Here is a 22622-nt window from a genome sequence, read left to right on the forward strand (position 1 = left end):
GCGGGTGCTAATCTAACAAAGGCTAACAAAAGATAACAAAGGCGCGATCATGCCTCCAAATTCGGCCGGACCGGGCCGAACGGTCTGGCCGACGTCGACTGACCTGACTGCTGGTGGCCGATTCGGGTTGACGGGATCGGCCACCGTCCATGCACCGGTGGTGACCGGCGTCGAGCAGGTCAGCTGTCGATCTTCTGGCTGCGATAGACCGGCTTGCGATCAGGTTTGACTTTGGGAACGATCTTGTTCGGAGACAAGACGGTGGGACCTGTGCATCCAATGCAGAATGGCACGGTCTTGCCATCGATGGACACCAGTCCGCCGACGGGCGAGGGTGGAATGCCCTCGGACTTGAACGTGTCCGGCAGATAAGCCCCATCCGAGTTCGGCGAGATCACGCCCGTCTGGAAATCCACCTTGTAGGCCCGCCCGGTACCCAGCGAGCACTTGTTCGTGCTGGTGCTCGATTTGGCCTGGAACGTGCTGAAGTAGGTCTGGCCGCCGATGGTCAGCGGCGTGGTCACGACTTGCTCGAACGGCGTGCTCGAGGTGGACAGATTCCTGTACCAACCATTCGGCGCCAAGGTCGTCGGTTCGATCAGCGTGGTGACGTTGGTCACGTTCGTCAATTTGTTGGCGGTGGCCAGTTCGGCATCCGTCCCGGCGCCGTTCACGACCGTGGGGGTGTTGGCCACCGCCGAGCCACTCGTGTCAAGCGCGCCAACCTTGGTGATGTCGTCCCGAATGCCGTAGAAGCGGTTGTTGACCGATGCGGCGCTGCCCGAAGCCAGGGGCTTTTCCCGGTCACCCGTGCCGACCAGAACGCTGGCCTGCGTGCCGAGCATGACGACGCTCGGTGCGTACATGAACTTGCGCCGTTCCGAGGCCGTGGTCCAGTCACTCACCGTCGCGATCTTGTGGATCGGCCAGTCTGCGACGCTGCTGTAGCCCGTGAAACCGCTGTTCGGGTTGGTGGTGTTGATGCGCCAGATATTGCCGCGCGTGTCCACCGCATACAGCAGGTCGATGATGCCGTCATTGTTGGCGTCGACCGCCGTCATGTCGGCGACGAAGCGGCCTGCCGTCGAACCCGGATCGAAGAATCGATAGTTCGCCGCTTTGCCGGTTGCTGCGTCCATCACGAAAATACCGCGCCCTTGCGTGACGCCGTCGCAGGCGTTGGCGGCGCCGTCCTCGCAGTTGTCGTAGCCGGCACCGAAGGCAACCATCGTGGTGGTTGCCGTTCCGATCTTCACGCGCATGGCGACCGGCGTGGACCAGCTCTGGCCCAGGCTCGGCTCGTCGGCGTCGCTGAACTTCCACATCAGCGTCGGTTGATTGACGCCGGTACCAGGCTTTTTCGTTGCATCGAACGCATAGACGGCGCGGCCGCCGCGGCGCATGGTCGGATAGATCCACAGCTTGCTCAGTGCGCCGCCGGTCACTTCCTGGTAGCCGCCGATGGAGCCGTCGAAGAAGTAGGTCTTCGGCGCGGCGCCGGGGACCGTCACTCCGGGATAACTGATCACCGGAGTGTTCGAATGCACCCGATCCAGCAGATTCCAGGAGCCCGTGCTGTCGGTGCGTTTCCAGTGTTCCGGCGCAATGAAGGCCCAGAGCTCGTTGCCGGCGCCGGAGCCGGTCTGATTGCCGCTGACCGCGTGCAACATGCCGTCGCCGGCGCCATAGAACACCACGACGTCGTTCGTGCTGCCCGAGCCGTAGTTCACCGCGAGGGGCCGCGAATGAACCACTTCGCCGTGCACCGTCGGCCGAGTGGTGGGCCCGGCTGTCACCGTGCCCGTGATCGGGTCCTTCGTCGAGTAATCCGTGGTGACCAGATTGCCGCTGGTCTTGTCGAAGGTGCTGTGGCCGTCGCCGACATTCTGGCCTCGTGCCCAGTTGACCAAGGTCGCGCTGGTGGTGCCCTTGCTCAGGCCCGCGGCGATCGTCACGTTCGTCGTGTTGAAGTCGACCACGGAACTGCAAGCGATGTCTGTGCAAGTCCGGATGTTGCGGGCGGCATGCCCGAGAATGCGCAGCCGCTGAGCGCTGCCTCCCCGTTCGACAAGCGGACCGTCGGGCGCATCGGAGTACTTGCTGAAGTCAGCATAAGTCGTGTTGTTTCCGCAACTCGACGTGGTCCCCGGGGTGACGCTCTGCCAATAGGTGTTGCTGTCTTCCGTCCAGTAGCTCTTCGCGCAATTCTGGATGAAGCCGCTCGACGTATCGACAGCAGGCGCGCCGACGGCATCGACGAGGGAGAGCGCGTTGCCGCTGAGCGCGAACTGGTACTGTTTCATGTTGCCGGCCCAGCGCTGATAGCCGTCTTCCTGCGGCCTGAAAACGCCCATGAACACCTGGTTCAGGAAGGTGCCCTGCGCATTCACGCTCACCGGCAGCGAGGCGGACGCAAACACGCTGTTGACCGACGCGATCTGCGTCAAGGTCTCCTTCAGTGCGTTGATCAGCGCCATCAGGTCGCCACCCACGGAATAGTAGCCGCCGGCGTAGTCGTCGGGCGCATGGCCTCGGCCGACCGCCGCCATGGTCTGAAGCAGCTTTGACTGCTGGAGGTCCTGCTTGTCGTTGAAGACGTCGATCGTGAAGGTCTGGACGTTCTGCTGGCCGTCGATGGGGCTTACGTCGGTGCTGAAGAGGAATCTGGCCCACTCGTCGGCGAAGCGGACTTCGGACTTCTGATTGCTGGGCAGGGGAACCGGGTAGATCTGGTAGCCCGGGTCATAGCCCAGCCGCGTCATCAGGGTTTCCTTCGGATACGGCGATGCGTTGGTATCCACATCGCCTTCCCGGTTGGGCATGGAATTGCCGATCAAGATGATGAAGTTCTTGCCGCAACTGTTCGAGTCGGTGATCGGGCTCTTGTATGTTGTCTTCGAGGCAGTCGTGAACGCATTGACATCCTCCAGGGAGGTCGGCTTGCTGTAGCGTATGGGGCCAAACCCGGTGGCGCCCGTTGGCGAGCCGGCCGTACCGCCGGAACCTGAAGCGATCAGACCTGGCCGCGAATGGCCGCCGAAGTACTTGAAGGCTTCGTAGAGGGCAAAGCCATAGGGGACCGATGAGCTGGCTTTGTAAGCCGGGGAGTTGGTGTTGGCGACGCTTAGATCGGCAACGATCGATGTCAACGCACTGGTGTCCTTGCACTGCACACTCAGTGGCTTGACCTCATGCCGGATATACCCCGATATGTAGCTGTTGCTGTCTACCGAGCCTTCGCTGTTGAACATCATCAGACCGACATTGATGTCCAGTGGCTTGCCGTCCGGCGGGTTGCACGCGAGTTCGTTGAGCACGAGTTGCAGAGCACGAATTTCGACGTCCCCTTGCACGAGAGTCAGCTTCGTCCCGCTGCAGGCCGAGGTCGAACCGCAGAAGACCTGATTGACATAGCGCTGGCAGGTCGTCTGCGCCGAACCGGTGTAGCTGCTGCATTTCGCGAGGACACTGGAGTACGCCCATGCTTGGGCGTTATTCGACCAGTTCGAGCTGTTGTCGAGATAGAAGAGAACATTGGGCGCTGACGCGCTCCCGCCGCCCACATACAGGTCAATGTCTTCGGCCGCTGCCCGCGAATGCAGCACGAGGGCGGCGAGGATCGCCAGGACAAGTCGGAAGGCAAGGGTGTTCATCGGTGACCTTTTTTTCTGGCTATCGCGATCAAGAGCAGCTGCCGGCGAGCGCCGTGATGTCCGTGCGAACCTCGACGCCCTGCTGGACGACCGGCACGGCGTTGAGCAGCTTCGGATCGTTTGCTTGCGCCTGCAAGTCGTACAACACGGTCGCACAAAGCGAATCGTCGGAGGGGGAACCTGCCTTCGACGGATCGACGATCGTCAGGCCGGTGGAGCCCCCGCCGCCGAAGCAGGAGACGTCCGTCGCGGCCACGTAGGAGATACCAGCCGCATCTTTCTTGATGAGCTCCGCATTCTTGAGCACGCGGGCACGTTTGCATTCGAGGCTCCTGACCGTGACCTTCGTCGAAGCGCCCTTGCTGTCGGCGGTGCTGTCGTCTGTCTGGCTCGTGCCGAGATTGACGGTGACGGTCGTGCCTGCGGCCTTGAACGGATCCCAGGTGGTGTAGGGCTGGTTCAACACCGTGTCGAGCGCGTAGTTCGCTGCCGCGACCGCCTCGGTTCGCACCTGCTCATTGCTGACAATCTGGGTATGGCGCGTGGACAGCCTGATCACGCTGACCGCGACGAGGCTGACCATCAGCAGCATCACCATGCCGATCATCAAAACGGCGCCGGACTGGGCACGGCGCGCTCGGCGGACAGAGGGCATCTTCATGATTCGCGGCGCGCCTTCGGGGTGACGAACGAGATATAGGTGCTGTAGACGCGGCGCTTCGGGTTGCCGGCGGCGTTTGCGGCAACGCTGACGGTGGTGTCCGCGCCGAGCACGAAGCTCGCGGCATTCCTGGTGTTCTGGCTCGGATCGCTGGAGCGGGCCAGCAGCCAGATTCGTACGCCGATGACTTGCGTCCATTCCGTATGAGGCGGCGGAGCCGGCGACCCGATGAGCGCAGGCGCGAACACGTCGGGTGTTCCGTCTGGGGGGGTGCTTGTGTCGAACGCGTACTCGATTTGCAACTGCTCGATGTTCTCGACCAACACCACCGGATCAGGGAGCGCGCCGCTGATCGGGATCTCTTGATAGCTCAGCGCGTTCGCGGCGCTGACATAGTAGATGCGGCGAATGAGTTTGCGCTTCGGTGCCGCCGTGCCGGCGCAGGTTTTGGTTTGAAGCGTGAAGCCTGACGAACCGCCCTGCAAGAGCTTGGTCGGCGTCGCGCTGTATTCTTCGCCGCACTCGGACACCTGCAAATAGGCATCTTTATCCGACTCGAGCGGGCAACCCGGCTCTCCGATGGCACAAGTACTGGCCCGCTGAACGAAAAGCGCATCGGTACCGGCTTTGCGCGCAATGCAAGTCGGATCGGCGTTGACATTCGCCTCTGCTGCACTGCCAAGCCCCAGGACGTAGTAGGTCAACGAGTCGTTCCAGGAAAGGCCGTTTGCGTTGGGGGCGACGAGGTTCGCGACCCCGGTCTGGCACATCGCCTCCGCAGCCAGGGCAGACGTGTTGATCGGCGTAGCGGCGGCCGCCGGTGTGACCAGCGATCCGTAGTAGCCCGTCTGCGACAATTCGCGGCTCAGAACGTCAAGGGCATAGCGCCCGTTCTCGTTCACCTCCGCACTCCGTTCGACCTCGGTTCGGGACCGGCTGCTGCCAGCAAGAAGGACACTCATTGCTGCGACGATCAGCAGGCCGATGACCAGCGCGATCATCAACTCGATGAGCGTGAGCCCTCGCTGGCGATGGCAGCGGGCTCCCGAGGTCGACGCAAAGGCTCGGTGGTGCATGTCGGTCCTCAAGATGACTTGGTCAGGTTCGGCACCAGCACACGGACCGTGACGCCACGCCGCAGCCCCTTGCCGAAATCCACATCCTTGGCGCAGAAGTTCTTGCCCGCCGGAGAATCCTCCACGGGATCGGCACTCGGCGACTTGCCTTGCCACACGACCGTGACGTAGATGTCGGCCAGTGCGTTGCCCTCCGCCGGGACGACCCGGATCAGGCAGCCGCGGGCGCCGACCATGGCGCCGACCTTCGAGGTGCCCTCCAGGGCCGCCGCGCCCTGCAGTGCTTGCCCCCACTGGCACATGTCGAACTTTGCCTCCGCCAGCGGAACGCCGGCTCCCCCGACGCAGACGGAACCGGTGCTGAAGTCCTTGGCATTCGCGCCCGAACCCACGTAAACACTGCCGTCGGTGGAACTGACGGCAGCATCGAGATAGCCGCCGATGATGGCCCGCGAATCGGTCAGACGGCCCTGCATTTCACGGACCAGCGAAAGCGCCTCGCCACGCTGGTAAGACTCGAATTCCATGACGGCCGACCTGGCTTGCATTCCGATCACGCCCAGAAGGCCCAGCAGCATCACGGCGATCGTCACCAGCACTTCGATCAGCGTGAAGCCGCGCATGTCGGTCGCTCTGGCACGGAATCGATGAAGGTCAGCTAGAACGAACATGGTGTCGATTGGGTGACGGCCCGGCCACTGGCAAAAATGCAGACCCAACGATTGACGTTGGCAGACGGGACGCTGAGCTTGATCGAGGACGAACCGCCAGAGGTCAGCCGGCCGGAAGAGTTGAAGACGAACAGCAAGTCGCCGCTCGGCGAGGTGGTGGACACCACGGAGGGGGAGCCCGACTGTTGATGGAGCGCGGTACCCGTTCCGTCGCTGCTTTGGGTGATCTTCCAGTCCCCGACTACGGTGTCGTCCCCCGAATTCGTGAATTTGAATGCCACCTTGTCATTGCGCTTGAGTGCCTCGCTGCGAGCGACCCACAGCGACTCATTCAGCGCCGAGGCGATGGACTTGATGCGCTGCGTTGCAATCAGCTGCTGGAACGAGGGCGCGGCCAGCGCCGCCAGGATGGCGACGACTGCCAGGGTCATCATCAGCTCGATGGCCGTGAAGCCGCCCTGGCGAACGCGCCGCGTGGCGCGCCGAACTGGGGTCAATGCCTCCGGGTTTGCCATCGCGTCACTTGCCCCAGTAGCCCGAGGCGTCCGGCGTCTTGACGCCGGTGTCGGTGATCGTGATCTCCTGCTCGTTCGACACCCTCTGGCTCCCTGCCGGAATGGCCTTTGCCGTGAAGCCGCCGGACTTGCAGTCAACCGGAGAGCAGACGACCTCGATCGTGTAGGCCCCCTGGATTTCGGCAGGCATCGTGAAACCGATATCCGCCTGCGAGTTGGTGTACACACGCCGGTCAAGGAGGTAGGTTTGCTCCTTGCTGACGAGGTCCATCAAGGCCGCCTGCGCGGTCGCCCGCTTCCCCTTGCGGATGTACGACGCATAGGACGGGTATGCGATGGCCGCCAGGATCGCGACGATCGCGACGGTGATCATCACCTCGATCAACGTGAAGCCGCGCACCCGCCCGCCCCAAGGGACGTTCGAGCTTGCCGACATCGACCCCATCGGCATCTGTTCCAGAGACTGAACCATCGGGCTGCATCCTTCATCGCGCGGCCCTCGACCCTTCGATCGGATCAGAGGCACGCTGCGGGAAATAATTTCAAAATGTCACAAAGTACAAGTGGATGTGAAATTATCACATTTGGTAGATATCGAGCTTTTCCTATGCCGCTGTTTCGTGGGAAAAGTGACGAAAGGCTTATTTCGACCGACAGGCGGTGTGTCTTCGTCCACATCGAGGGCGGCGGACGTACCGGGCGGAACCCGGCGCCATCGCATCAAGCCTCGACCGGCGCACCGGCCGCACTCACCGATGGATTCGCAAGGTGTCCGGCGTCCTGAGCTCGAACGCAGGCACGTCGAGATCGGCCACCCGCATCCATTCGCCCTGATCCGGGTACTGCCGGATCGCGCGCCCCGCATAGTCCCATTCGGCAAAGTGGCAAGGGTCGTAGAACCCCCCTTGCCACAGGCGCTCGGGCGCGAAGCGGAAGGCCCCCTTGGGGGCGTGCCGGGCCACGCACCCAAGGACCGGACTCACCAGGGAATAGACAAAGAACGCGGGACGATCCGCCGGGATCGGGTGCTGACTCCAGGTGTGGGGCGTTTGCGCCTGAAGGTCGTCGAGCATCTCGCCGGACGTGCGCACGAGGGCGAAGGGCACATCGTTCCAGAGGAAGAACTTGGGGACACCGGCAGGGACGTCGCCCACCCGAATGTCCAGGTAGGGCAGGTCCTTGTGCGACGTCGGCAGGGGATATTCCGTCACCAGGAACACCACGCCAACACTGAGCCCCACCCCGACCAACAGGGCGGCGAGAAGGGCCCGGCGTCTGTTCATCGAAGCAATCTAGCACCGCGCAGCCTTCAGCAGGCGAAAAGTCCGGCCCGCCTTGAAATGCCCTAAAACACCCTTATCATTAGCACTCGTTGGAGTTGAGTGCTAACAGCAGCCGCTTCACAACGAATGTGGCGTCGGCACCACGCCGTCGCCCAGACCAAACCCCCGTTCCTATCAGGAGATGCAATGAAACTTCGTCCTTTGCACGATCGCGTGATCGTCAAGCGCATTGAAAGCGAAACCAAGACCGCCTCGGGCATCGTGATCCCCGACAACGCCGCCGAGAAGCCGGATCAAGGCGAAGTTCTGGCCGTCGGCCCTGGCAAGAAGAACGACAAGGGCGACCTGATCGCAATGAACATCAAGGTCGGCGACCGCGTCCTGTTCGGCAAGTACAGCGGCCAGACCGTCAAGGTCGATGGCGACGAACTGCTGGTCATGAAGGAAGACGACCTGTTCGCAGTGGTTGAGAAGTAACTTCTCGCCCCTTCATTCCCCTATCAAACTGAATCTCGGAGAAATCTCATGGCAGCAAAAGACGTAGTCTTCGGCGGTGAAGCCCGCGCGCGCATGGTCGAAGGTGTCAACATCCTCGCCAACGCAGTCAAAGTGACCCTGGGCCCCAAGGGCCGCAACGTGGTTCTGGAGCGCTCGTTCGGCGCCCCCACCGTGACCAAGGACGGTGTGTCCGTGGCCAAGGAAATCGAACTCAAGGACAAGCTGCAGAACATGGGCGCCCAGCTCGTGAAGGAAGTGGCCTCCAAGACGTCGGACAACGCCGGCGACGGCACCACCACCGCGACCGTGCTGGCACAAGCCATCGTTCGCGAAGGTTTCAAGCTGGTGGCTGCCGGCATGAACCCGATGGACCTGAAGCGCGGCATCGACAAGGCGGTCACCGCCCTGGTCGCCGAGCTCAAGAAGGCTTCCAAGCCCACGACCACCTCGAAGGAAATCGCGCAAGTCGGCTCGATCTCGGCCAACAGCGACGAAACCATCGGCAAGCTCATCGCTGACGCGATGGACAAGGTCGGCAAGGAAGGCGTGATCACCGTCGAAGACGGCAAGTCGCTGGACAGCGAACTCGACGTCGTCGAAGGCATGCAGTTCGACCGTGGCTACCTGTCGCCCTACTTCATCAACAACCCCGAGAAGCAATCGGCGTTGCTGGACAACCCCTTCGTGCTGCTGTTCGACAAGAAGATCAGCAACATCCGCGACCTGCTGCCGACGCTCGAGCAAGTCGCCAAGGCCGGCCGTCCGCTGCTGATCATTGCCGAAGAAGTCGAAGGCGAAGCCCTGGCGACCCTGGTCGTCAACACGATCCGCGGCATCCTGAAGGTCGTGGCCGTCAAGGCGCCTGGCTTCGGCGACCGCCGCAAGGCCATGCTCGAAGACATCGCCATCCTGACGGGCGGCAAGGTCATCGCTGAAGAAGTGGGCCTGACCCTCGAGAAGGTGACGCTGGCCGACCTCGGCCAAGCCAAGCGCATCGAAGTGGGCAAGGAAAACACCATCATCATCGACGGCGCCGGCGCCGCTGGCGACATCGAAGCCCGCGTCAAGCAAGTGCGCGTGCAGATCGAAGAAGCGACCAGCGACTACGACCGCGAAAAGCTGCAGGAACGCGTGGCCAAGCTGGCCGGCGGCGTTGCAGTGATCAAGGTCGGCGCTGCCACCGAAGTCGAAATGAAGGAAAAGAAGGCCCGCGTCGAAGACGCCCTGCACGCCACCCGCGCTGCAGTGGAAGAAGGCGTGGTTGCCGGTGGTGGCGTGGCCCTGCTGCGCGCCAAGCAAGCCGTGGGCGACAAGCTCAAGGGCGACAACGCCGACCAGGACGCCGGCATCAAGCTGGTGCTCAAGGCCATCGAAGCGCCCCTGCGCGAGATCGTCAACAACGCCGGCGGCGAAGCCTCGGTGGTCGTGAACGAAGTGTTGGCCGGCAAGGGCAACTACGGCTTCAACGCCGCCAACGACACCTATGGCGACATGCTCGAGCTGGGCATCCTGGACCCGACCAAGGTGACCCGCACCGCACTGCAGAACGCAGCCTCGGTCTCCTCGCTGCTGCTGACGACCGAAGCCATGGTCGCTGACGCACCGAAGGACGAAGCCGGTGCTGGCGGCGGCGGCATGCCCGACATGGGCGGCATGGGTGGCATGGGCGGCATGGGGATGTAATTCCCCCGGCCCCGGCTCCACAGCCAAGCCAAAAAGCCCCGCAGTGCAAGCTGCGGGGCTTTTTTCATGTCAGCAGAAACGAGAACACGGCCCCCTTCTCGGGCCGGGGCAAGAGCCGGATGTCGCTGCCGTGCAGCTGCAGGATGCGCTGCACGATGACCAGCCCGAGTCCGCCGCTGCGGCCACCGGCCGACGAGAACACCGGCCGCGTGAACAGCGCCGTGCGCAGCTCGTTAGGAATACCTGGCCCGGTATCGCTGATCTCGACCCGCACGCCCTCCTTGTCCTGCCGCAGCCGCACCTCGATCTCGCCGCCGGCAGGCGTATGGCGGATCGCGTTGTCCAGCAGGTTGGTGAGCACGCGCTCGATCATGCCGAGATCGGCCGTCACGCCCGGCAGGTTCGGCGCGATGTCGGCCACCAGCCGCTGCTGCCGCGCCTCGGCCGCCAGCTCGAACTTCTGGAACACGTCCTGCACCAGGTCGGCCAGCGCGAAGCTCTCCTTCTCGGGCTTGACGACGCCGTATTCCAGCCGCGCCAGTTCGAACAGCTCCTGCGACAGCCGCGAGACCTTGCGGCTTTGCGCCAGCGCGATCTCCAGATAGCGGCGGCGTTCGACGAGGTCCAGCGTGTCGGCCTTGATCAGCAGCGTTTCGAGATAGCCGTGCAGCGAGGTCAACGGCGTGCGCAGGTCGTGCGAGATGTTGGCGAACAGTTCGCGCCGCTGCTGGTCCTGCTGCGTAATTTCGCGCCACTGTTCGGCGATGCGCTGCGTCATCCGCGCGAAGGCCTGGCCCAGCGTGGCGATCTCGTCGCTGCCGCGGCTGGCGCGCTCGAAGGCCGGCGCGGCGTCGTGCAGCGCCGCCACGCCGTCGTTCTCGAATTTGCGTACCGCGCCGGTGAGCTCGCGCAGCGGCCGCGTGATCAGATGAAATGCGGCCAGCCCGGCGATCAGGCCCAGCAGGGCCACCAGCGCCACCGACCACAGCGTCGTGCGCAGCACGTTGCTGGCGGCGGCATCGGCCAGCAGCGCATCGCGCTCCTCGCCCGACAGCACCACGTAGACGTAGCCGACCTCGCGGCCATCGATGCGCAGCGGCGCCGCGCTGAAGACCTTGCGAACGCCGTCGCTGCGCGGATCGTCGCCGACGACCGGCAACGGCGCGCCCTCGAGCAGCCGCCGGATCGGCGCCAGGTCGACCCGGTCCCGCTTCAGGTGCCCGGGCGGCGCGGCCTGCGCCTGGATCCGGCCATCGAGGCCCAGCAGGTAGACCTCGACGCTCGGATTGACGGCCATCAGCTTGTCGAACAGGTCGCGCACGGCGGCCTGATTGAGCCCGTCGCGCGCCATCAGGGTCGAGTTCTCCGCGATGTGCGCGGCCAGCCCGCTGGAAAGACGCTGCGTCACCTCCTGCTCGTAGCGCCCGGTGGCCTGCATCTGAAGCCAGATCGAGGCGCCGCAGCAGGCAAGCAGCAGCACGGCGAACACCACCGAGAGACGGCGCGACAGGCTGCGGCGAAAGAGGCTCATGCCCCACCTTCCTGCGCGGCCAGCTTGTAGCCGCGCCCCCAGACCGTGAGGATGCGGCTCGGCTGCGCCGGATCGGCCTCGATCTTCATGCGCAGCCGGTTGATGTGGGTGTTGACCGTGTGCTCGTAGCCATCGTGCTGGTAGCCCCAGACGTGGTTGAGCAGGTCGAGGCGCGAGAACACACGGCCCGGATGGCGGGCGAAGAAATGCAACAGGTCGAATTCGCGAGGCGTGAGTTCGACCGGCTTGCCGTCGACCTGCACCTCGCGCGCGACCGGATCGATGCCGAGGTTGCCGATGTCCAGGCGCCCCGCCTCCATCCGCGCGTTGCGCGCCAGCGCATCGCTGCGCCGCAGCAGCGCCCGCACCCGCGCCACCAGTTCCAGTACCGAGAAGGGCTTGGCCAGGTAGTCGTCGGCGCCGAGCTCGAGGCCCAGGATGCGATGCACCTCGCTGGAGCGGGCGCTGGTGATGATGATCGGCGTGTAGCGCGTCATGGCTCGGGCCCGGCGGCATATTTCGAGGCCGTCGACGCCCGGCAGCATCAGATCGAGGATCAGCGCATCCCAGCTGCCGCGCTCGAGCTCGCGCATGCCGGCGTCGCCATCGACCGCATGGGTGATGGCGTAGCCCTCGTCCTGCAGGTGCATGCGCATCAGCTCGGCGATGTGGGCATCGTCCTCGACGATCAGAACGCGTTTGACGGAGTCCATGGAATCGGATTGTGCGGCGATATCGACGGCGCATTTGTCACGATTAATTGAACTCTTCGTGATGAATCGGCCATCGGGTGCGGCCAACAATCCGCCCCATGCCACGCGAAATCCCGCCACCGAAGCACGCACCGATCCATCCGCTGTGGATGCGCATCACGCATTGGCTCAACGCCCTCGCGGTGCTGGTGCTGGTCACGAGCGGCTGGCGCATCTACGACGCATCGCCGCTGTTCGGCTTCGAGATACCGGCCTCGATCACGCTCGGCGGCTGGCTCGGCGGCGCACTGCAATGGCACTTCGCCGCGATGTGGCTGCTGGCGATCAACGGACTGGTCTATCTCGCGCTCAACGTGGCGAGCGGGCGCCTGTGGCGCAAGTTCTTCCCGCTCTCGCCGGCAGGCGTCTGGCAGGATGCGCTTGCGGCCCTGCGCGGCAAGCTCTCGCACGCCGACCCGCGCCGCTACAACAACGTGCAGCGCCTGGCGTACCTGTTCGTGATGGTCGACATCACGGTGCTCGTCCTCTCCGGCCTGGTGCTCTGGAAGTCGGTCCAGTTCGCGAACCTGCGCGACCTGCTGGGCGGCTACGAGCTGGCCCGCCGCATTCACTTTTTCGCGATGGCCGCGCTGGTGGCCTTCGTCGCGGTGCACCTCGTGATGGTCGCGCTGGTGCCGCGCACGCTGCTCACGATGCTGAGCGGCCACGGCAAGGAGACAGCATGAAGATCTTCAAGCGCCCCGCCTCGACCGCCCTGCTCGACGTGGACGGCGACGCGGTGCTGGCCGAGGCCCGCAAGCTGGTCGGACGCCGAATCGCGCAACCCGCGCGGCGGGCCTTCCTGCAGCGCTCGCTGACGCTGGGCGGCCTGTCGCTGCTGGGCGGCTGCAGCATCAGCGACAACGCCACGGTCGAGGCGGCGCTGGCCCGCATCTCGCGCTTCAATGATGCTGCGCAAGCCTGGCTGTTCGATCCGAACCGGCTGGCGCCGACCTATCCCGAGTCGATGATCACGCGGCCGTTTCCGTTCAACGCCTACTACGGCGAGGACGAGGTCCGCGAAGTCGACGAAGCCGGCTACAGGCTCGAAGTCACCGGCCTGGTCGCCGACAAGCGCCGCTGGACCCTGGCTGATTTGCGCGCGATGCCGCAGCGGGACCAGGTCACGCGCCACATCTGCGTCGAGGGCTGGAGCGCGATCGGCAAATGGGGCGGCGTGCCCTTCGCCGATTTCCTGCGCAAGGTCGGCGCCGACACCAGCGCAAAGTACGTCGGCTTCAAGTGCGCCGACGACTACTTCACCAGCATCGACATGCCCACGGCGCTGCACCCGCAGACCCTGCTCACGCTGACCTACGACGGCCAGCCGCTGCCGCCGAAATACGGCTTCCCGATGAAGCTGCGCATGCCCACCAAGCTGGGCTACAAGAACCCGAAGCACATCCAGGCGATCTTCGTCACCAACACCTACCCCGGCGGCTACTGGGAAGACCAGGGCTACAACTGGTTCGGCGGCAGCTGAGTCGATCCCGACTCGGCGCTGTTGAAAGCGCGCGGCCGTGTTCTCTCGAACCGTGCCCATTGAAACTTCATCCACTCACCAGGACACTGAAATGACCAAGCTCACCGCAACACTCCTCGCCGCTTTCATGGCCGTCGGCGCCGCGTCGGCCTTCGCCGCCGACGACATGAGCAAGGATGCGATGTCGAAAGATGCCATGGGCAAGGACGGCATGAAGAAAGACTCGATGGCGAAAGACTCGATGGCGAAGGACGGCATGAAGAAGGACGGCATGAAGAAGGATTCGATGGCCAAGGACGGCATGTCCAAGGATGGAATGACCAAGGACGAAATGAAGAAGTAGCCGCGCCGGCGTTTCGACCCAAGCCCGCTCGGACACGGAAGATCACGCGGGCGAGTACGATCGATCGGCCCCCGGCGGCTCGTCCCGCCGCAGCAGGCCTCCTGCAAGGAGCGACACCGATATGAACCCCCTCTCATCGACACCCGCGAACCCACGCGGCGCGCAGTTCTCCAAGCTGTCGCGACGCCCGGTCCTGACCCTGCTGGCACTCGCCGCGGGCGCGGCGCTTTGGCCCGTCGGGCCCTCGTTCGCGGCCGAGGCGGCCGTGGTGATCCCACCGGCGGCCGAGGACGCGCCAGCCGCGCCAGGCGCCGGTACGGAGACCGCAGTGATCGCGGGCGGCTGCTTCTGGGGCGTTCAAGGCGTCTTTCAGCACGTCAAGGGCGTCACCAGCGCGGTCTCTGGCTATGCCGGCGGCCAGGCCTCGACGGCCTCCTATGACGAGGTCGGATCGGGCCGCACCGGCCATGCCGAATCGGTCCGCATCACCTACGACCCGAAGCAGGTCAGCTACGCGCAGCTGCTCCAGATCTACTTCTCGGTCGCCCACGATCCGACCCAGCTGAACCGCCAGGGCCCCGATACCGGCACCCAGTACCGCTCGACGATCTTCGCGGCCAACCCCGAGCAGGCGCGCATCGCCAGGAGCTACATCGCGCAGCTCGACCGCGCCAAGGTGTTCGGCAAGCCGATCGCGACCACCATCGAGCCGCTCAAGGCCTTCTACCCGGCGGAGGCGTACCACCAGGACTTCATGACCCGCCACCCCGACCACCCCTACATCGCGATCAACGATCTGCCGAAGGTCGACAACCTGAAGAAGGTGTTTCCGGCCAGCTACCGCCCGAAGGCGGTGCTGGTGGGCGCCGGCGCCTGACGGGTCAGACGTTGGCCGGCACGGGCGCGGCGGGCGGCCCGTAGGCGTTCGATTCGGGCTGGCCCGGCTGAACCATGAAATAGAGCAGCACCAGGGTGCCGATCACCGGGATCAGCCCGAGCAACAGGAACCAGGCGCTTCGGCCGACGTCATGCAGGCGGCGCGCGCCGGCCGCGAGCAGCGGCAGCAGGAAGACCAGCACCACGAGGTAGTAGACGAACTCGTGGATGAAGCCCGCCACGAAGGCCGCGGCCACGTAGGCCAGGATGAACCACCAGTATTCGGGCCGGGTCGCCCGGCCTGAAAAGTCGGTGTACTTGCGAAAGCAGGTCTGGACGGCCTGTTGAAAGTTCATGAACAACTCCTCTTGATGGTCCCACGGGAAAATCCCGTGGTCATCATAGCCAGAGGATGGCGCTCCTCGATGACCCTATGCGCGCGGGCGCAGTCGCGCCAGCAGGCCGGCCGTGGAGGCATCCAGCCCCGCGACATCGCCCGAGGCCAGGCGCGGCTCGATGTCCCTGGCCAGCACCTTGCCGAGCTCGACGCCCCACTGGTCGAAGCTGTTGATGCCCCACAGGGCGCCGCTGGTGAACACGCGGTGCTCGTAGAGCGCGAGGAAGGCGCCCAGCGACTCCGGCGTCAGTTGCTCGAAGACGAAGAAGGTGCTCGGCCGGTTGCCCGGGAAATCCTTGTGGCCGCCGGCGTCGGCCTGGCCGACCATCAGTGCCTGTGCCTGCGCCAGCGCATTGGCCAGCAGCTTGGCATGGTGGCCCGGCAGGTCGTGCGCGGCGTCGCGCACCGCAATGAACTCCAGCGGCGTCACGTCGGTGCCCTGGTGCAGCATCTGGAAGTAGGCGTGCTGGCCATTGGTGCCCGGTTCGCCCCACAGCACCGGCGAGGTGCCGAAGGCCAGCGGCGCGCCGGCCATGTCGACCCGCTTGCCGTTGCTTTCCATCTCGAGCTGCTGCAGGTAGGCCGGCAGGCGCTTGAGCGCACTGTGGTACGGCGCGATGCTGCGGCTCGTGAACCGGTGGAAGTTGCGATACCAGACATCGAGCAGGCCAAGGCGCACCGGCAGGTTCTGCGCCAGCGGCGCGGTGCGGAAGTGCTCGTCCATCGCGTGAGCACCGGCGAGCAGGCCGCGAAACCCCTCGGCACCGATCGCCAACGCGATCGGCAGCCCGATCGCCGACCACAGCGAATAGCGCCCGCCGACCCAGTCCCAGAAGCCGAAGGTGGTCTCGATGCCGAAGGCCCGTGCCGCTTCGACGTTGGTCGTGAGCGCGGCGAAATGGCGCGCCACGTCGACGCCGCCCGACTGCTCGAACCAGCGCCTGGCCGACTGCGCGTTGGTCATCGTCTCCGCGGTCGTGAAGGTCTTCGAGGCGATCAGGAACAGCGTGTGCTCGGGCGCCAACCCGCGCAGGATGCCCGCGAGCTCATGGCCGTCGACATTCGAGACGAAATGGAAGCGCTTGCCCGGCGCCGCGAACTGCTCGAGCGCCAGCACCGCCATCTGCGGCCCGAGGTCGGAGCCGCCGATGCCGATGTTGACCACGTCGGTGATCGTGTGGTCGGCGCGAATCTCCTCGGCATAGGCAAGCATCGCGGCCAGCGTGGACTGCACGTCGCCGAAGGGGCTCGCCAGCGCCCCGGTCGCCGGCTCGGAAGCCGGCCTCCGGAGCAGTGTGTGGAGCACTGCGCGGTCTTCGGTGGCGTTGATGTGCCGGCCTTCGAACATCGCGTCCCGGTGCGCCTCGAGCCCGCACTCGCGCGCCAGCGCCAGCAGCAGCGCTTCGGTCCGGGCGTCGACGAGGTTCTTCGACAGGTCGGCGAAAACGAAGGGCGCGGACTGGCTCAGCGCCTCGAAGCGCTTCGGGTCGGCGGCGAAAGCCTCGCGCAGCGTGAAACGCCGGCCCGCTTCGTCGTAGTGCGCCTGCAGCGCACCCCAGGCCTTCGTCTGGTCGCAGCGAACGCGGGTCATCACGCCTCCATCAGTTTTTCGAGCTTCACAGCGTCGGCGGCGAAGGCCCGGATGCCTTCGGCCAGCTTCTCGGTGGCCATCGCGTCCTCGTTCAGGGCGAAGCGGAAGGCTGCCTCGTCGAGCAAGATCTTCGGCAGCTCCAGGCGTTTCGCAGCTTCGGCGTCGAGCGCATGCACGAGCGGCGCCTCGCTGGCGGCCAGCTCGGCCAGCAGCTCGGGGCTGATGGTCAGCAGGTCGCAGCCGGCCAGCGCGGCGATCTGGCCGACATTGCGGAAGCTGGCCCCCATCACCTCGGTCGCGATGCCGTTCTTCTTGTAGTAGTCGAAGATCTGGCGCACCGACTTCACGCCCGGATCGTTGGCTCCGGCGTTGGCGGCCTCGTCCCACCGGCCGCCCTGCGACTTCTTGTGCCAGTCGTAGATGCGGCCGACGAAAGGCGAGATCAGCTGCACCCCGGCCGCACCGCAGGCCACGGCCTGGGCGAACGAGAACAACAGCGTCAGGTTGCAGTGGATGCCCTTCTGCTCGAGCTGGCGAGCCGCCTCGATGCCTTCCCAGGTGGAGGCGATCTTGATCAGCACGCGCCGGCCGACATCGATGTCCTGCGCCCGGTAGAGCGCCACGATGCGCTCGGCGCGGGCGATGGTGGCCTGCGTGTCGAAGCTCAGCCGCGCATCCACCTCGGTCGACACCCGGCCCGGGATGATCGACAGGATCTCGGTGCCGAAGCGCACCAGCAGGCGGTCGATCACCTCGTCGATCGGCGCACCCTGGTGCTTCTTCACCACCTCGTCCAGCAAGGGACGGTAGTCGGCCTTCTGGACCGCCTTCAGGATCAGCGACGGATTGGTGGTCGCGTCCCGTGGCTTGAACTGGGCGAGCTGGCGGAAATCACCGGTGTCTGCGACCACGGTGGTCCATTGGCGGAGGGCATCGAGTTGGTTCATCCGGCCATTATCCCGCCGCAGCACTACGTGGCGTGTGGTCCCCGGCTGACGCGGCGCCGGCCGGCAGGCGTCTAGGCTCGCCTTTCGATTGGTTACCTCCCGGAGGAATCCCATGCCTTTTCGCACCCACCGTGCACCACCCCCCGCCGCTTTCGACGATCGCGCCCGCAGCGCCTCGATCGGTACCCTGGCGGCGGCCTTTTGCGCCGGTGGCGCCCTGACGCTGCTGGCACTGTCCAGTGCCCGCACGGCGCGCGCCGGGACGATCGCCGGCCCGGCAGACGGCGCGCCACTGATGCGCGCGCCGCTTCAGGTGGTCGCCCCGGTCGATCTCAAGCGCTATGCCGGCCTGTGGCACGAGCAGGCACGCCTGCCCAACCGATTCCAGGCACGCTGCACCGGCCCCGTGACGGCCGAATACACCCCGCTCGCCGACGGCACCATCGAGGTGCGCAACCGCTGCATCCTGGCGGATGGCCGTTTCGACGAAGCCGTGGGGTCTGCGCGGGTGGTGCCGGTCGCCGGCCAGCCCGGCGCCGGCCGATTCGAAGTGCGCTTCGCGCCCGAGTGGCTGGGCTGGCTGCCGCTGGTGTGGGGCGACTACTGGATCCTGAAGCTCGATCGCGACTACCAGGTGGCGCTGGTCGGCACGCCGAACCGCCAGTACCTGTGGGTGCTCTCGCGCGAGCCTCGGCTCGACGACGCCACCCTCCAGGCCGAGCTCGACTACGCCCGCACGCTGGGCTTCGACGTCGACAAGGTCGAACTGACCGGCAGGTAGGCGGCGAGCTGCCCCGGCAAGGCGCTCGGCCGCTCGCAATGGATCGCCCGCCAGCCGAGTTCCCGCGCCGCGAGCACGTTGGCCAGCGAGTCGTCGATGAAGATGGTCTGCGGGGCCGCCAGCCGGTACCGCGTCGCGAGCAGCTCGTAGATCTCGCGCTGCGGCTTGATCATGCGCACATCGCCCGAGAAGATGCCACCGTCGAACCACTGGAAGAACGGATGGCGGTACTCCAGCACGCGCGCATAGGGCGAGGGCATGTTCGACAGGTAGTACAGCCGCAGGTCCTCGCCAGCATCCCGGCGCGCCCGCAGCCCCGCCAGCAGTTCCACCGTGACCKCGATCGGTTCGAGCCGCTCGCCCATCGGCGCCAGCACCTCGCTGAGCCGGTCGGCCGGCAGCGCGAGGCGCAGCGCCATGCGGCCGATGGCGTCGTCGAGGCTGTGGGTGCCGCGATCGAAGCCCAGCCAGTCCTCGTGGTGGAACATCTGTCGCGCCAGCGCGTGCGCGGCTTCCGCCGTGGGGGCGTGGTGCGGCAGTTGGGATTGAACCAGGGCCACGGGCTCCCAGCTCAGGAGCACGGCTCCCAGATCGAAAACGACATTCATGCGGTCACGGGTACGACGGAAACGCCATGGCTGGCGAGGGACAGGGTGGTCTGCGCGCCGGCGGCCAGGGGTCGAGCGAGGTCGCTCGACACCACGAACACCGGGCCCAGCGCGGTGTCGAAAGCATATTCGTAATAACTGCCGAGGTAGGCCGCCTTGCGCAGCGTCGCGGGCAGGCCGATGGCGGCGCCGATCAGCCAGGCCTCGGGCCGCACCGCGACCTTGACGAAGCCCGGCGGCAGGTCGTAGCGCGGCGTCAGGGTCAAGGGGCCCAGCTCGACCCGGCCGTCGGGCTGAGCGAGGGCCGGGAACACCATCGCCTCGCCCATGAAGCCGGCCACGAATTCGCTCGACGGGTGGCCGTAGAGCTGCTCGGGCGTGCCCTGCTGCGCAATCACGCCGTGGTCCATCACGATGATCTGGTCGCTGACCGCAAGCGCCTCGCTCTGGTCGTGCGTGACGTAGGCGACGGTCAACCTCAGGCGCTGCTGCAGGCTGCGGATCTCCTCGCGCATTTCGCGCCGCAGCCGGGCGTCGAGGTTGGAGAGCGGCTCGTCGAACAGCAGCACGGCCGGCTCGAGCACCAGCGCGCGCGCCAGCGCCACGCGCTGCTGCTGGCCGCCCGACAGCTCGCTCGGCAGGCGCTCGTCGAAGTCGACCAGGCCCACGCCCCTGAGCGCCTCGCGGGCGCGCGCGGCGGCCTCGGCCTTGCGCACGCCGCTCATCCTCAGGCCGTAGCCCACGTTCTCGATCACGTTCATGTGCGGGAACAGGGCATAGCTCTGGAACATCATGCTGACGTTGCGCTCGGCCGGCCCCAGCGTGGTGACGTCGCGGCCGCCCATCAGGATCGCGCCCGAGGTCGGCGACTCGAGCCCGGCGATCATGCGCAGCGTGGTCGTCTTGCCGCAGCCCGAGGGCCCGAGGATGGTGGTCAGCGTCCCTTCGGGGACCTCGAAGCTGATGCCCTTGACGGCCAGCGGTGCGCGCGCGTCGCTGCCGTAGCGCTTGGTGACGTTGCGCAGTTCGATGCCTTCGCTCATGTGCTTGTCCTTGTTTTCAGTGCGCCGCCACCGCAATGCTCGGCACGCCCGCCCTGCGTCGCCCCAGCTTGCGCTCGCCCACCAGCATCTGCACCGCCGCGATCGCGACCGACATCAGGATCATCAGCACGGTGCAGTAGGCCAGTGCGACGCCATAGTCGCCGTTGCCGACGCGGCCGATGATGTAGGTGGTGGCCAGTTCGTTCTCGGCCGTGACCAGAAAGATCACCGCGCTCACCGTGGTCATCGCGCGCACGAAACTGTAGACCAGCGCGGCCACCAGCGCCGGCTTCAGGAGCGGCAGCACCACCTTGAACAGCGTCTGCGAGGTCGAGGCGCGCAGCATCAGCGAGGCCTCGTCGAGCGAGCGGTCGAGCTGCTTGAAGGCCGCCGTGCCGGCACGCACGCCGACCGGCAGGTTCCGGAACATGAAGCACAGCACGATGATGAGACCGGTGCCGGTGAGTTCCAGCGGCGGCACGTTGAAGGCCAGGATGTAGCTCACGCCCAGCACGGTGCCCGGAATCGCGAAGGCCAGCAGCGCCGCGAACTCGAAGGCGCCCTGCCCCTTGAACTCGTTGCGCGCCAGCAGCCAGGCGATCAGCAGGCCGAGTCCCGCGGTCAACGGGGCCGAGATGCCGGCCAGCTTGACCGTGGTGATCAGCGAGTTCCAGGCCGTTCCCGCCCACACCAGCCCGAACTGCCCCCATTCGAGCGCGAACGCGGTCTTGAAGTGGTTGAGCGTGAAGGTGTAGTCACGGCCCCAGGTCTGGACGAAGCCGCCCGCGAAGGCGAACAGGTAGACCACCACCGTGAATGCGATCCACGGCAGCGCGATGCAGTAGATGGTGCGCCGCACGCCGTCGGGCAGCGCCATCGCGATGCCGGCGTCGCCCTTGCCGCTGACCGTGGTGTAGCTCTGCTTGCCGAGCACCGCGCGCTGGAGCGCGAAGACGCCGAGCGCGAAGATCGTCAGCACCCAGGCCAGCGAGGCGGCGCGGCCCTGGTCGTACTGCGCGCCGACGATGGCGAAGAAGATGTCGGTCGACAGCACCGAGAACTGGCCGCCCACCACCACCGGGTTGCCGAAGTCCGCGATGCTCTCGATGAAGCCGACCAGGAAGGCATTCGCGAGCCCCGGCTTGATCAGCGGCAGCGTGACCGTGAAGAAGGTGCGGCGCCGGTCGGCGCGCAGCATCTGCGCGGCTTCCTCGAGGCTGGGCGAGACGCCCTGCACCACCCCGCGCATGATCATGAATGCGATCGGCGTGAAGGCGAAGAGCTGCGCCACCAGCACGCCCGGCATGCCGTAGAACCAGCGCGTCGGTTCGATGCCGAAGGCGCTCTCCAGCAGCTGGTTGACGACGCCGGCGCGCCCGAACAGCAGGATCAGGCCGAGCCCGACCACGAACGGCGGCGTGATGATCGGCAGCAGCGCCAGGATCCGCAGCGGTCCCTGCCAGCGGCGGCTGCCGCGCTCCGCCATCAACGCCATCAGGGTGCCGAGGAAGGTGGTGCCGGCGGCGGTGAGCAGGGCCAGCACCAGCGTGTTCCAGGCCACGCCGCAGCGCACGCCGCCCGCCAGGCAGCCCAGGCCCCAGACGCGCTCGGTGCCGATGCGCGCCAGGAAGGCCGCCACGGACGCGCGGCCGTCCTCGTCGAGGAAGGCGCCGCCCAGCGCCTTGCTTACGGGGTAGGCAATGAACAGCGCCATCAGCACGCCGCAGCCGATCACCGCACCCGACACGAACAGGTCGCCCTTGAAGAAGCCCAGCCGCGCCAACCCGAAGGCGGCCAGCAGGATCAGCGCCGAGAGCGCGATGAAACCGCCCGCGCCGATGCCGAACTGGTTGACCGGCAGCTCGCCGAGTTGCGCGTTGAGGAAGGGAAGGCTCCAGCCGCGGGCGCCGATCAGGAAGCCGCTGAGAGAGAGTCCGATGGCCCCCACGGCGCCGCCCACGAGCAGCAGCCGGCCCTGGGTGCGTCCGGCCTGCAACAGGCCGCCGAGGGCACAGATCCCGAGGCCGACGAGACCGATCCAGAGCCAGCTGCGACCCTGCAGCAGCGCCTGCATCACGCCATTGGCGCCCTCGGCGGACCCGAAGACCTGCGGGATCGCTTCGTACCAGCCGGTGTCCTGGATCGCATACCAGGGCAGCGCAAGATAGCCCAGCAGCCCCGCCGCGATGCAGGTCCAGACCGGGGCGTTGGGATGGCGCGACTGCATGCA

Annotated in this window: 22 protein-coding genes; 7 read left to right on the forward strand and 15 right to left on the reverse strand. The window is 66.0% G+C overall.

Going from position 1 to position 22622, the window contains the following annotated elements; translation table 11 throughout:
- Window positions 1-179 precede the first annotated feature (179 nt).
- The 7 genes from AB4Z46_RS17510 to AB4Z46_RS17540 form a co-directional block, all read right to left on the reverse strand.
- Complete coding sequence (locus tag AB4Z46_RS17510; protein WP_442284785.1) at window positions 180-3653, reverse strand: pilus assembly protein; 3474 nt, start codon at window positions 3651-3653, stop codon at window positions 180-182.
- Between the two features lie 28 nt (window positions 3654-3681).
- The gene (locus AB4Z46_RS17515) at window positions 3682-4314 is read right to left on the reverse strand and encodes a pilus assembly PilX family protein (protein ID WP_442284786.1); all 633 of its coding nucleotides are present in this window, start codon (window positions 4312-4314) and stop codon (window positions 3682-3684) included.
- Window positions 4311-5402: a PilW family protein gene (locus tag AB4Z46_RS17520; RefSeq protein WP_442284787.1), complete on the reverse strand. Its 1092-nt coding sequence runs from the start codon at window positions 5400-5402 to the stop codon at window positions 4311-4313. The genes AB4Z46_RS17515 and AB4Z46_RS17520 overlap by 4 nt, the downstream gene beginning before the upstream one ends.
- Window positions 5399-6013: a type IV pilus modification PilV family protein gene (locus AB4Z46_RS17525; RefSeq protein ID WP_442284788.1), complete on the reverse strand. Its 615-nt coding sequence runs from the start codon at window positions 6011-6013 to the stop codon at window positions 5399-5401. Before AB4Z46_RS17525 ends, AB4Z46_RS17520 begins: the two co-directional genes overlap by 4 nt.
- Before the next feature lie 35 nt (window positions 6014-6048).
- Window positions 6049-6576, reverse strand: a complete 528-nt coding sequence (locus AB4Z46_RS17530; protein WP_442284789.1) for a GspH/FimT family pseudopilin — start codon at window positions 6574-6576, stop codon at window positions 6049-6051.
- A gap of 4 nt (window positions 6577-6580) precedes the next feature.
- Window positions 6581-7048 carry a type IV pilin protein gene (locus AB4Z46_RS17535; protein WP_442284790.1) on the reverse strand — a complete coding sequence of 156 codons (468 nt, stop codon included), beginning with the start codon at window positions 7046-7048 and terminating at the stop codon, window positions 6581-6583.
- 277 nt (window positions 7049-7325) lie between these two features.
- On the reverse strand, window positions 7326-7859 hold the full coding sequence (locus tag AB4Z46_RS17540; protein WP_442284791.1) for a hypothetical protein: 534 nt from the start codon (window positions 7857-7859) through the stop codon (window positions 7326-7328).
- A gap of 186 nt (window positions 7860-8045) precedes the next feature.
- Between AB4Z46_RS17540 and groES the strand changes: the two genes are divergently transcribed.
- Together groES and groL are read left to right on the forward strand one after the other, a co-directional pair.
- On the forward strand, window positions 8046-8336 hold the full coding sequence (gene groES, locus AB4Z46_RS17545) for a co-chaperone GroES (protein WP_442284792.1): 291 nt from the start codon (window positions 8046-8048) through the stop codon (window positions 8334-8336).
- A 48-nt stretch (window positions 8337-8384) separates the two neighbouring features.
- The gene (gene groL, locus AB4Z46_RS17550; protein WP_442284793.1) at window positions 8385-10040 is read left to right on the forward strand and encodes a chaperonin GroEL; all 1656 of its coding nucleotides are present in this window, start codon (window positions 8385-8387) and stop codon (window positions 10038-10040) included.
- Window positions 10041-10104: 64 nt separating this feature from the next.
- Here groL and AB4Z46_RS17555 read toward each other — a convergent pair whose 3' ends face one another.
- Window positions 10105-11571 carry a HAMP domain-containing sensor histidine kinase gene (locus tag AB4Z46_RS17555; RefSeq protein ID WP_442284794.1) on the reverse strand — a complete coding sequence of 489 codons (1467 nt, stop codon included), beginning with the start codon at window positions 11569-11571 and terminating at the stop codon, window positions 10105-10107.
- Complete coding sequence (locus tag AB4Z46_RS17560) at window positions 11568-12284, reverse strand: response regulator transcription factor (protein WP_442284795.1); 717 nt, start codon at window positions 12282-12284, stop codon at window positions 11568-11570. The genes AB4Z46_RS17555 and AB4Z46_RS17560 overlap by 4 nt, the downstream gene beginning before the upstream one ends.
- A 98-nt stretch (window positions 12285-12382) precedes the next feature.
- Here AB4Z46_RS17560 and AB4Z46_RS17565 point away from each other — a divergent pair, with 98 nt between their 5' ends.
- The 4 genes from AB4Z46_RS17565 to msrA all read left to right on the forward strand — a co-directional run bounded on the left by AB4Z46_RS17565 (window position 12383) and on the right by msrA (window position 15026).
- Complete coding sequence (locus tag AB4Z46_RS17565; RefSeq protein WP_442284796.1) at window positions 12383-13009, forward strand: cytochrome b/b6 domain-containing protein; 627 nt, start codon at window positions 12383-12385, stop codon at window positions 13007-13009.
- A complete protein-coding gene (locus AB4Z46_RS17570; RefSeq protein WP_442284797.1) occupies window positions 13006-13806 on the forward strand; it encodes a molybdopterin-binding protein in 801 nt (266 codons plus the stop codon). The genes AB4Z46_RS17565 and AB4Z46_RS17570 overlap by 4 nt, the downstream gene beginning before the upstream one ends.
- A gap of 91 nt (window positions 13807-13897) precedes the next feature.
- Window positions 13898-14149, forward strand: a complete 252-nt coding sequence (locus AB4Z46_RS17575) for a pentapeptide MXKDX repeat protein (protein ID WP_442284798.1) — start codon at window positions 13898-13900, stop codon at window positions 14147-14149.
- Between the two features lie 121 nt (window positions 14150-14270).
- A complete protein-coding gene (gene msrA, locus AB4Z46_RS17580) occupies window positions 14271-15026 on the forward strand; it encodes a peptide-methionine (S)-S-oxide reductase MsrA (protein ID WP_442284799.1) in 756 nt (251 codons plus the stop codon).
- A 4-nt stretch (window positions 15027-15030) separates the two neighbouring features.
- Here the strand turns inward: msrA and AB4Z46_RS17585 are convergent, their stop codons facing one another.
- The 3 genes from AB4Z46_RS17585 to tal form a co-directional block, all read right to left on the reverse strand.
- Entirely contained in the window at window positions 15031-15381 is a 351-nt protein-coding gene (locus AB4Z46_RS17585; RefSeq protein ID WP_442284800.1) for a DUF805 domain-containing protein, read from the reverse strand.
- A 75-nt stretch (window positions 15382-15456) separates the two neighbouring features.
- The gene (gene pgi, locus AB4Z46_RS17590) at window positions 15457-17013 is read right to left on the reverse strand and encodes a glucose-6-phosphate isomerase (RefSeq protein WP_442284801.1); all 1557 of its coding nucleotides are present in this window, start codon (window positions 17011-17013) and stop codon (window positions 15457-15459) included.
- Window positions 17013-17960 carry a transaldolase gene (gene tal / locus AB4Z46_RS17595; protein ID WP_442284802.1) on the reverse strand — a complete coding sequence of 316 codons (948 nt, stop codon included), beginning with the start codon at window positions 17958-17960 and terminating at the stop codon, window positions 17013-17015. The genes pgi and tal overlap by 1 nt, the downstream gene beginning before the upstream one ends.
- A 112-nt stretch (window positions 17961-18072) precedes the next feature.
- Here tal and AB4Z46_RS17600 point away from each other — a divergent pair, with 112 nt between their 5' ends.
- Entirely contained in the window at window positions 18073-18741 is a 669-nt protein-coding gene (locus AB4Z46_RS17600) for a lipocalin family protein (protein ID WP_442284803.1), read from the forward strand.
- Here the strand turns inward: AB4Z46_RS17600 and AB4Z46_RS17605 are convergent.
- The 3 genes from AB4Z46_RS17605 to AB4Z46_RS17615 are packed head-to-tail and all read right to left on the reverse strand — an operon-like array spanning window position 18687 to window position 22619.
- The gene (locus AB4Z46_RS17605; RefSeq protein ID WP_442284804.1) at window positions 18687-19349 is read right to left on the reverse strand and encodes an HAD family hydrolase; all 663 of its coding nucleotides are present in this window, start codon (window positions 19347-19349) and stop codon (window positions 18687-18689) included. The genes AB4Z46_RS17600 and AB4Z46_RS17605 overlap by 55 nt on opposite strands.
- Window positions 19346-20392 (reverse strand): ABC transporter ATP-binding protein, encoded by a 1047-nt coding sequence (locus AB4Z46_RS17610; protein ID WP_442284805.1) that lies wholly within the window; start codon window positions 20390-20392, stop codon window positions 19346-19348. The genes AB4Z46_RS17605 and AB4Z46_RS17610 overlap by 4 nt, the downstream gene beginning before the upstream one ends.
- 16 nt (window positions 20393-20408) lie before the next feature.
- Window positions 20409-22619, reverse strand: a complete 2211-nt coding sequence (locus AB4Z46_RS17615; RefSeq protein WP_442284806.1) for an ABC transporter permease — start codon at window positions 22617-22619, stop codon at window positions 20409-20411.
- Window positions 22620-22622: the final 3 nt, after the last annotated feature.

Origin of the sequence: Variovorax sp. M-6 (assembly GCF_052114385.1) — a bacterium.
Taxonomy (GTDB): Bacteria; Pseudomonadota; Gammaproteobacteria; order Burkholderiales; family Burkholderiaceae_C; genus Variovorax.

Bases quoted from the DNA above. Each gene is read 5' to 3' on its own strand.
- AB4Z46_RS17510 (WP_442284785.1), bottom strand. From the start codon at position 3,653: ATGAACACCCTTGCCTTCCGACTTGTCCTGGCGATCCTCGCCGCCCTC.
- AB4Z46_RS17565 (WP_442284796.1), top strand. From the start codon at position 12,383: ATGCCACGCGAAATCCCGCCACCGAAGCACGCACCGATCCATCCGCTG.
- groL (WP_442284793.1), top strand. From the start codon at position 8,385: ATGGCAGCAAAAGACGTAGTCTTCGGCGGTGAAGCCCGCGCGCGCATG.
- AB4Z46_RS17555 (WP_442284794.1), bottom strand. From the start codon at position 11,571: ATGAGCCTCTTTCGCCGCAGCCTGTCGCGCCGTCTCTCGGTGGTGTTC.
- AB4Z46_RS17540 (WP_442284791.1), bottom strand. From the start codon at position 7,859: ATGAACAGACGCCGGGCCCTTCTCGCCGCCCTGTTGGTCGGGGTGGGG.
- tal (WP_442284802.1), bottom strand. From the start codon at position 17,960: ATGAACCAACTCGATGCCCTCCGCCAATGGACCACCGTGGTCGCAGAC.
- AB4Z46_RS17515 (WP_442284786.1), bottom strand. From the start codon at position 4,314: ATGAAGATGCCCTCTGTCCGCCGAGCGCGCCGTGCCCAGTCCGGCGCC.
- AB4Z46_RS17610 (WP_442284805.1), bottom strand. From the start codon at position 20,392: ATGAGCGAAGGCATCGAACTGCGCAACGTCACCAAGCGCTACGGCAGC.
- AB4Z46_RS17575 (WP_442284798.1), top strand. From the start codon at position 13,898: ATGACCAAGCTCACCGCAACACTCCTCGCCGCTTTCATGGCCGTCGGC.
- pgi (WP_442284801.1), bottom strand. From the start codon at position 17,013: ATGACCCGCGTTCGCTGCGACCAGACGAAGGCCTGGGGTGCGCTGCAG.
- AB4Z46_RS17560 (WP_442284795.1), bottom strand. From the start codon at position 12,284: ATGGACTCCGTCAAACGCGTTCTGATCGTCGAGGACGATGCCCACATC.
- AB4Z46_RS17530 (WP_442284789.1), bottom strand. From the start codon at position 6,576: ATGGCAAACCCGGAGGCATTGACCCCAGTTCGGCGCGCCACGCGGCGC.
- AB4Z46_RS17615 (WP_442284806.1), bottom strand. From the start codon at position 22,619: ATGCAGTCGCGCCATCCCAACGCCCCGGTCTGGACCTGCATCGCGGCG.
- groES (WP_442284792.1), top strand. From the start codon at position 8,046: ATGAAACTTCGTCCTTTGCACGATCGCGTGATCGTCAAGCGCATTGAA.
- AB4Z46_RS17600 (WP_442284803.1), top strand. From the start codon at position 18,073: ATGCCTTTTCGCACCCACCGTGCACCACCCCCCGCCGCTTTCGACGAT.
- AB4Z46_RS17570 (WP_442284797.1), top strand. From the start codon at position 13,006: ATGAAGATCTTCAAGCGCCCCGCCTCGACCGCCCTGCTCGACGTGGAC.
- msrA (WP_442284799.1), top strand. From the start codon at position 14,271: ATGAACCCCCTCTCATCGACACCCGCGAACCCACGCGGCGCGCAGTTC.
- AB4Z46_RS17585 (WP_442284800.1), bottom strand. From the start codon at position 15,381: ATGAACTTTCAACAGGCCGTCCAGACCTGCTTTCGCAAGTACACCGAC.
- AB4Z46_RS17535 (WP_442284790.1), bottom strand. From the start codon at position 7,048: ATGGTTCAGTCTCTGGAACAGATGCCGATGGGGTCGATGTCGGCAAGC.
- AB4Z46_RS17525 (WP_442284788.1), bottom strand. From the start codon at position 6,013: ATGCGCGGCTTCACGCTGATCGAAGTGCTGGTGACGATCGCCGTGATG.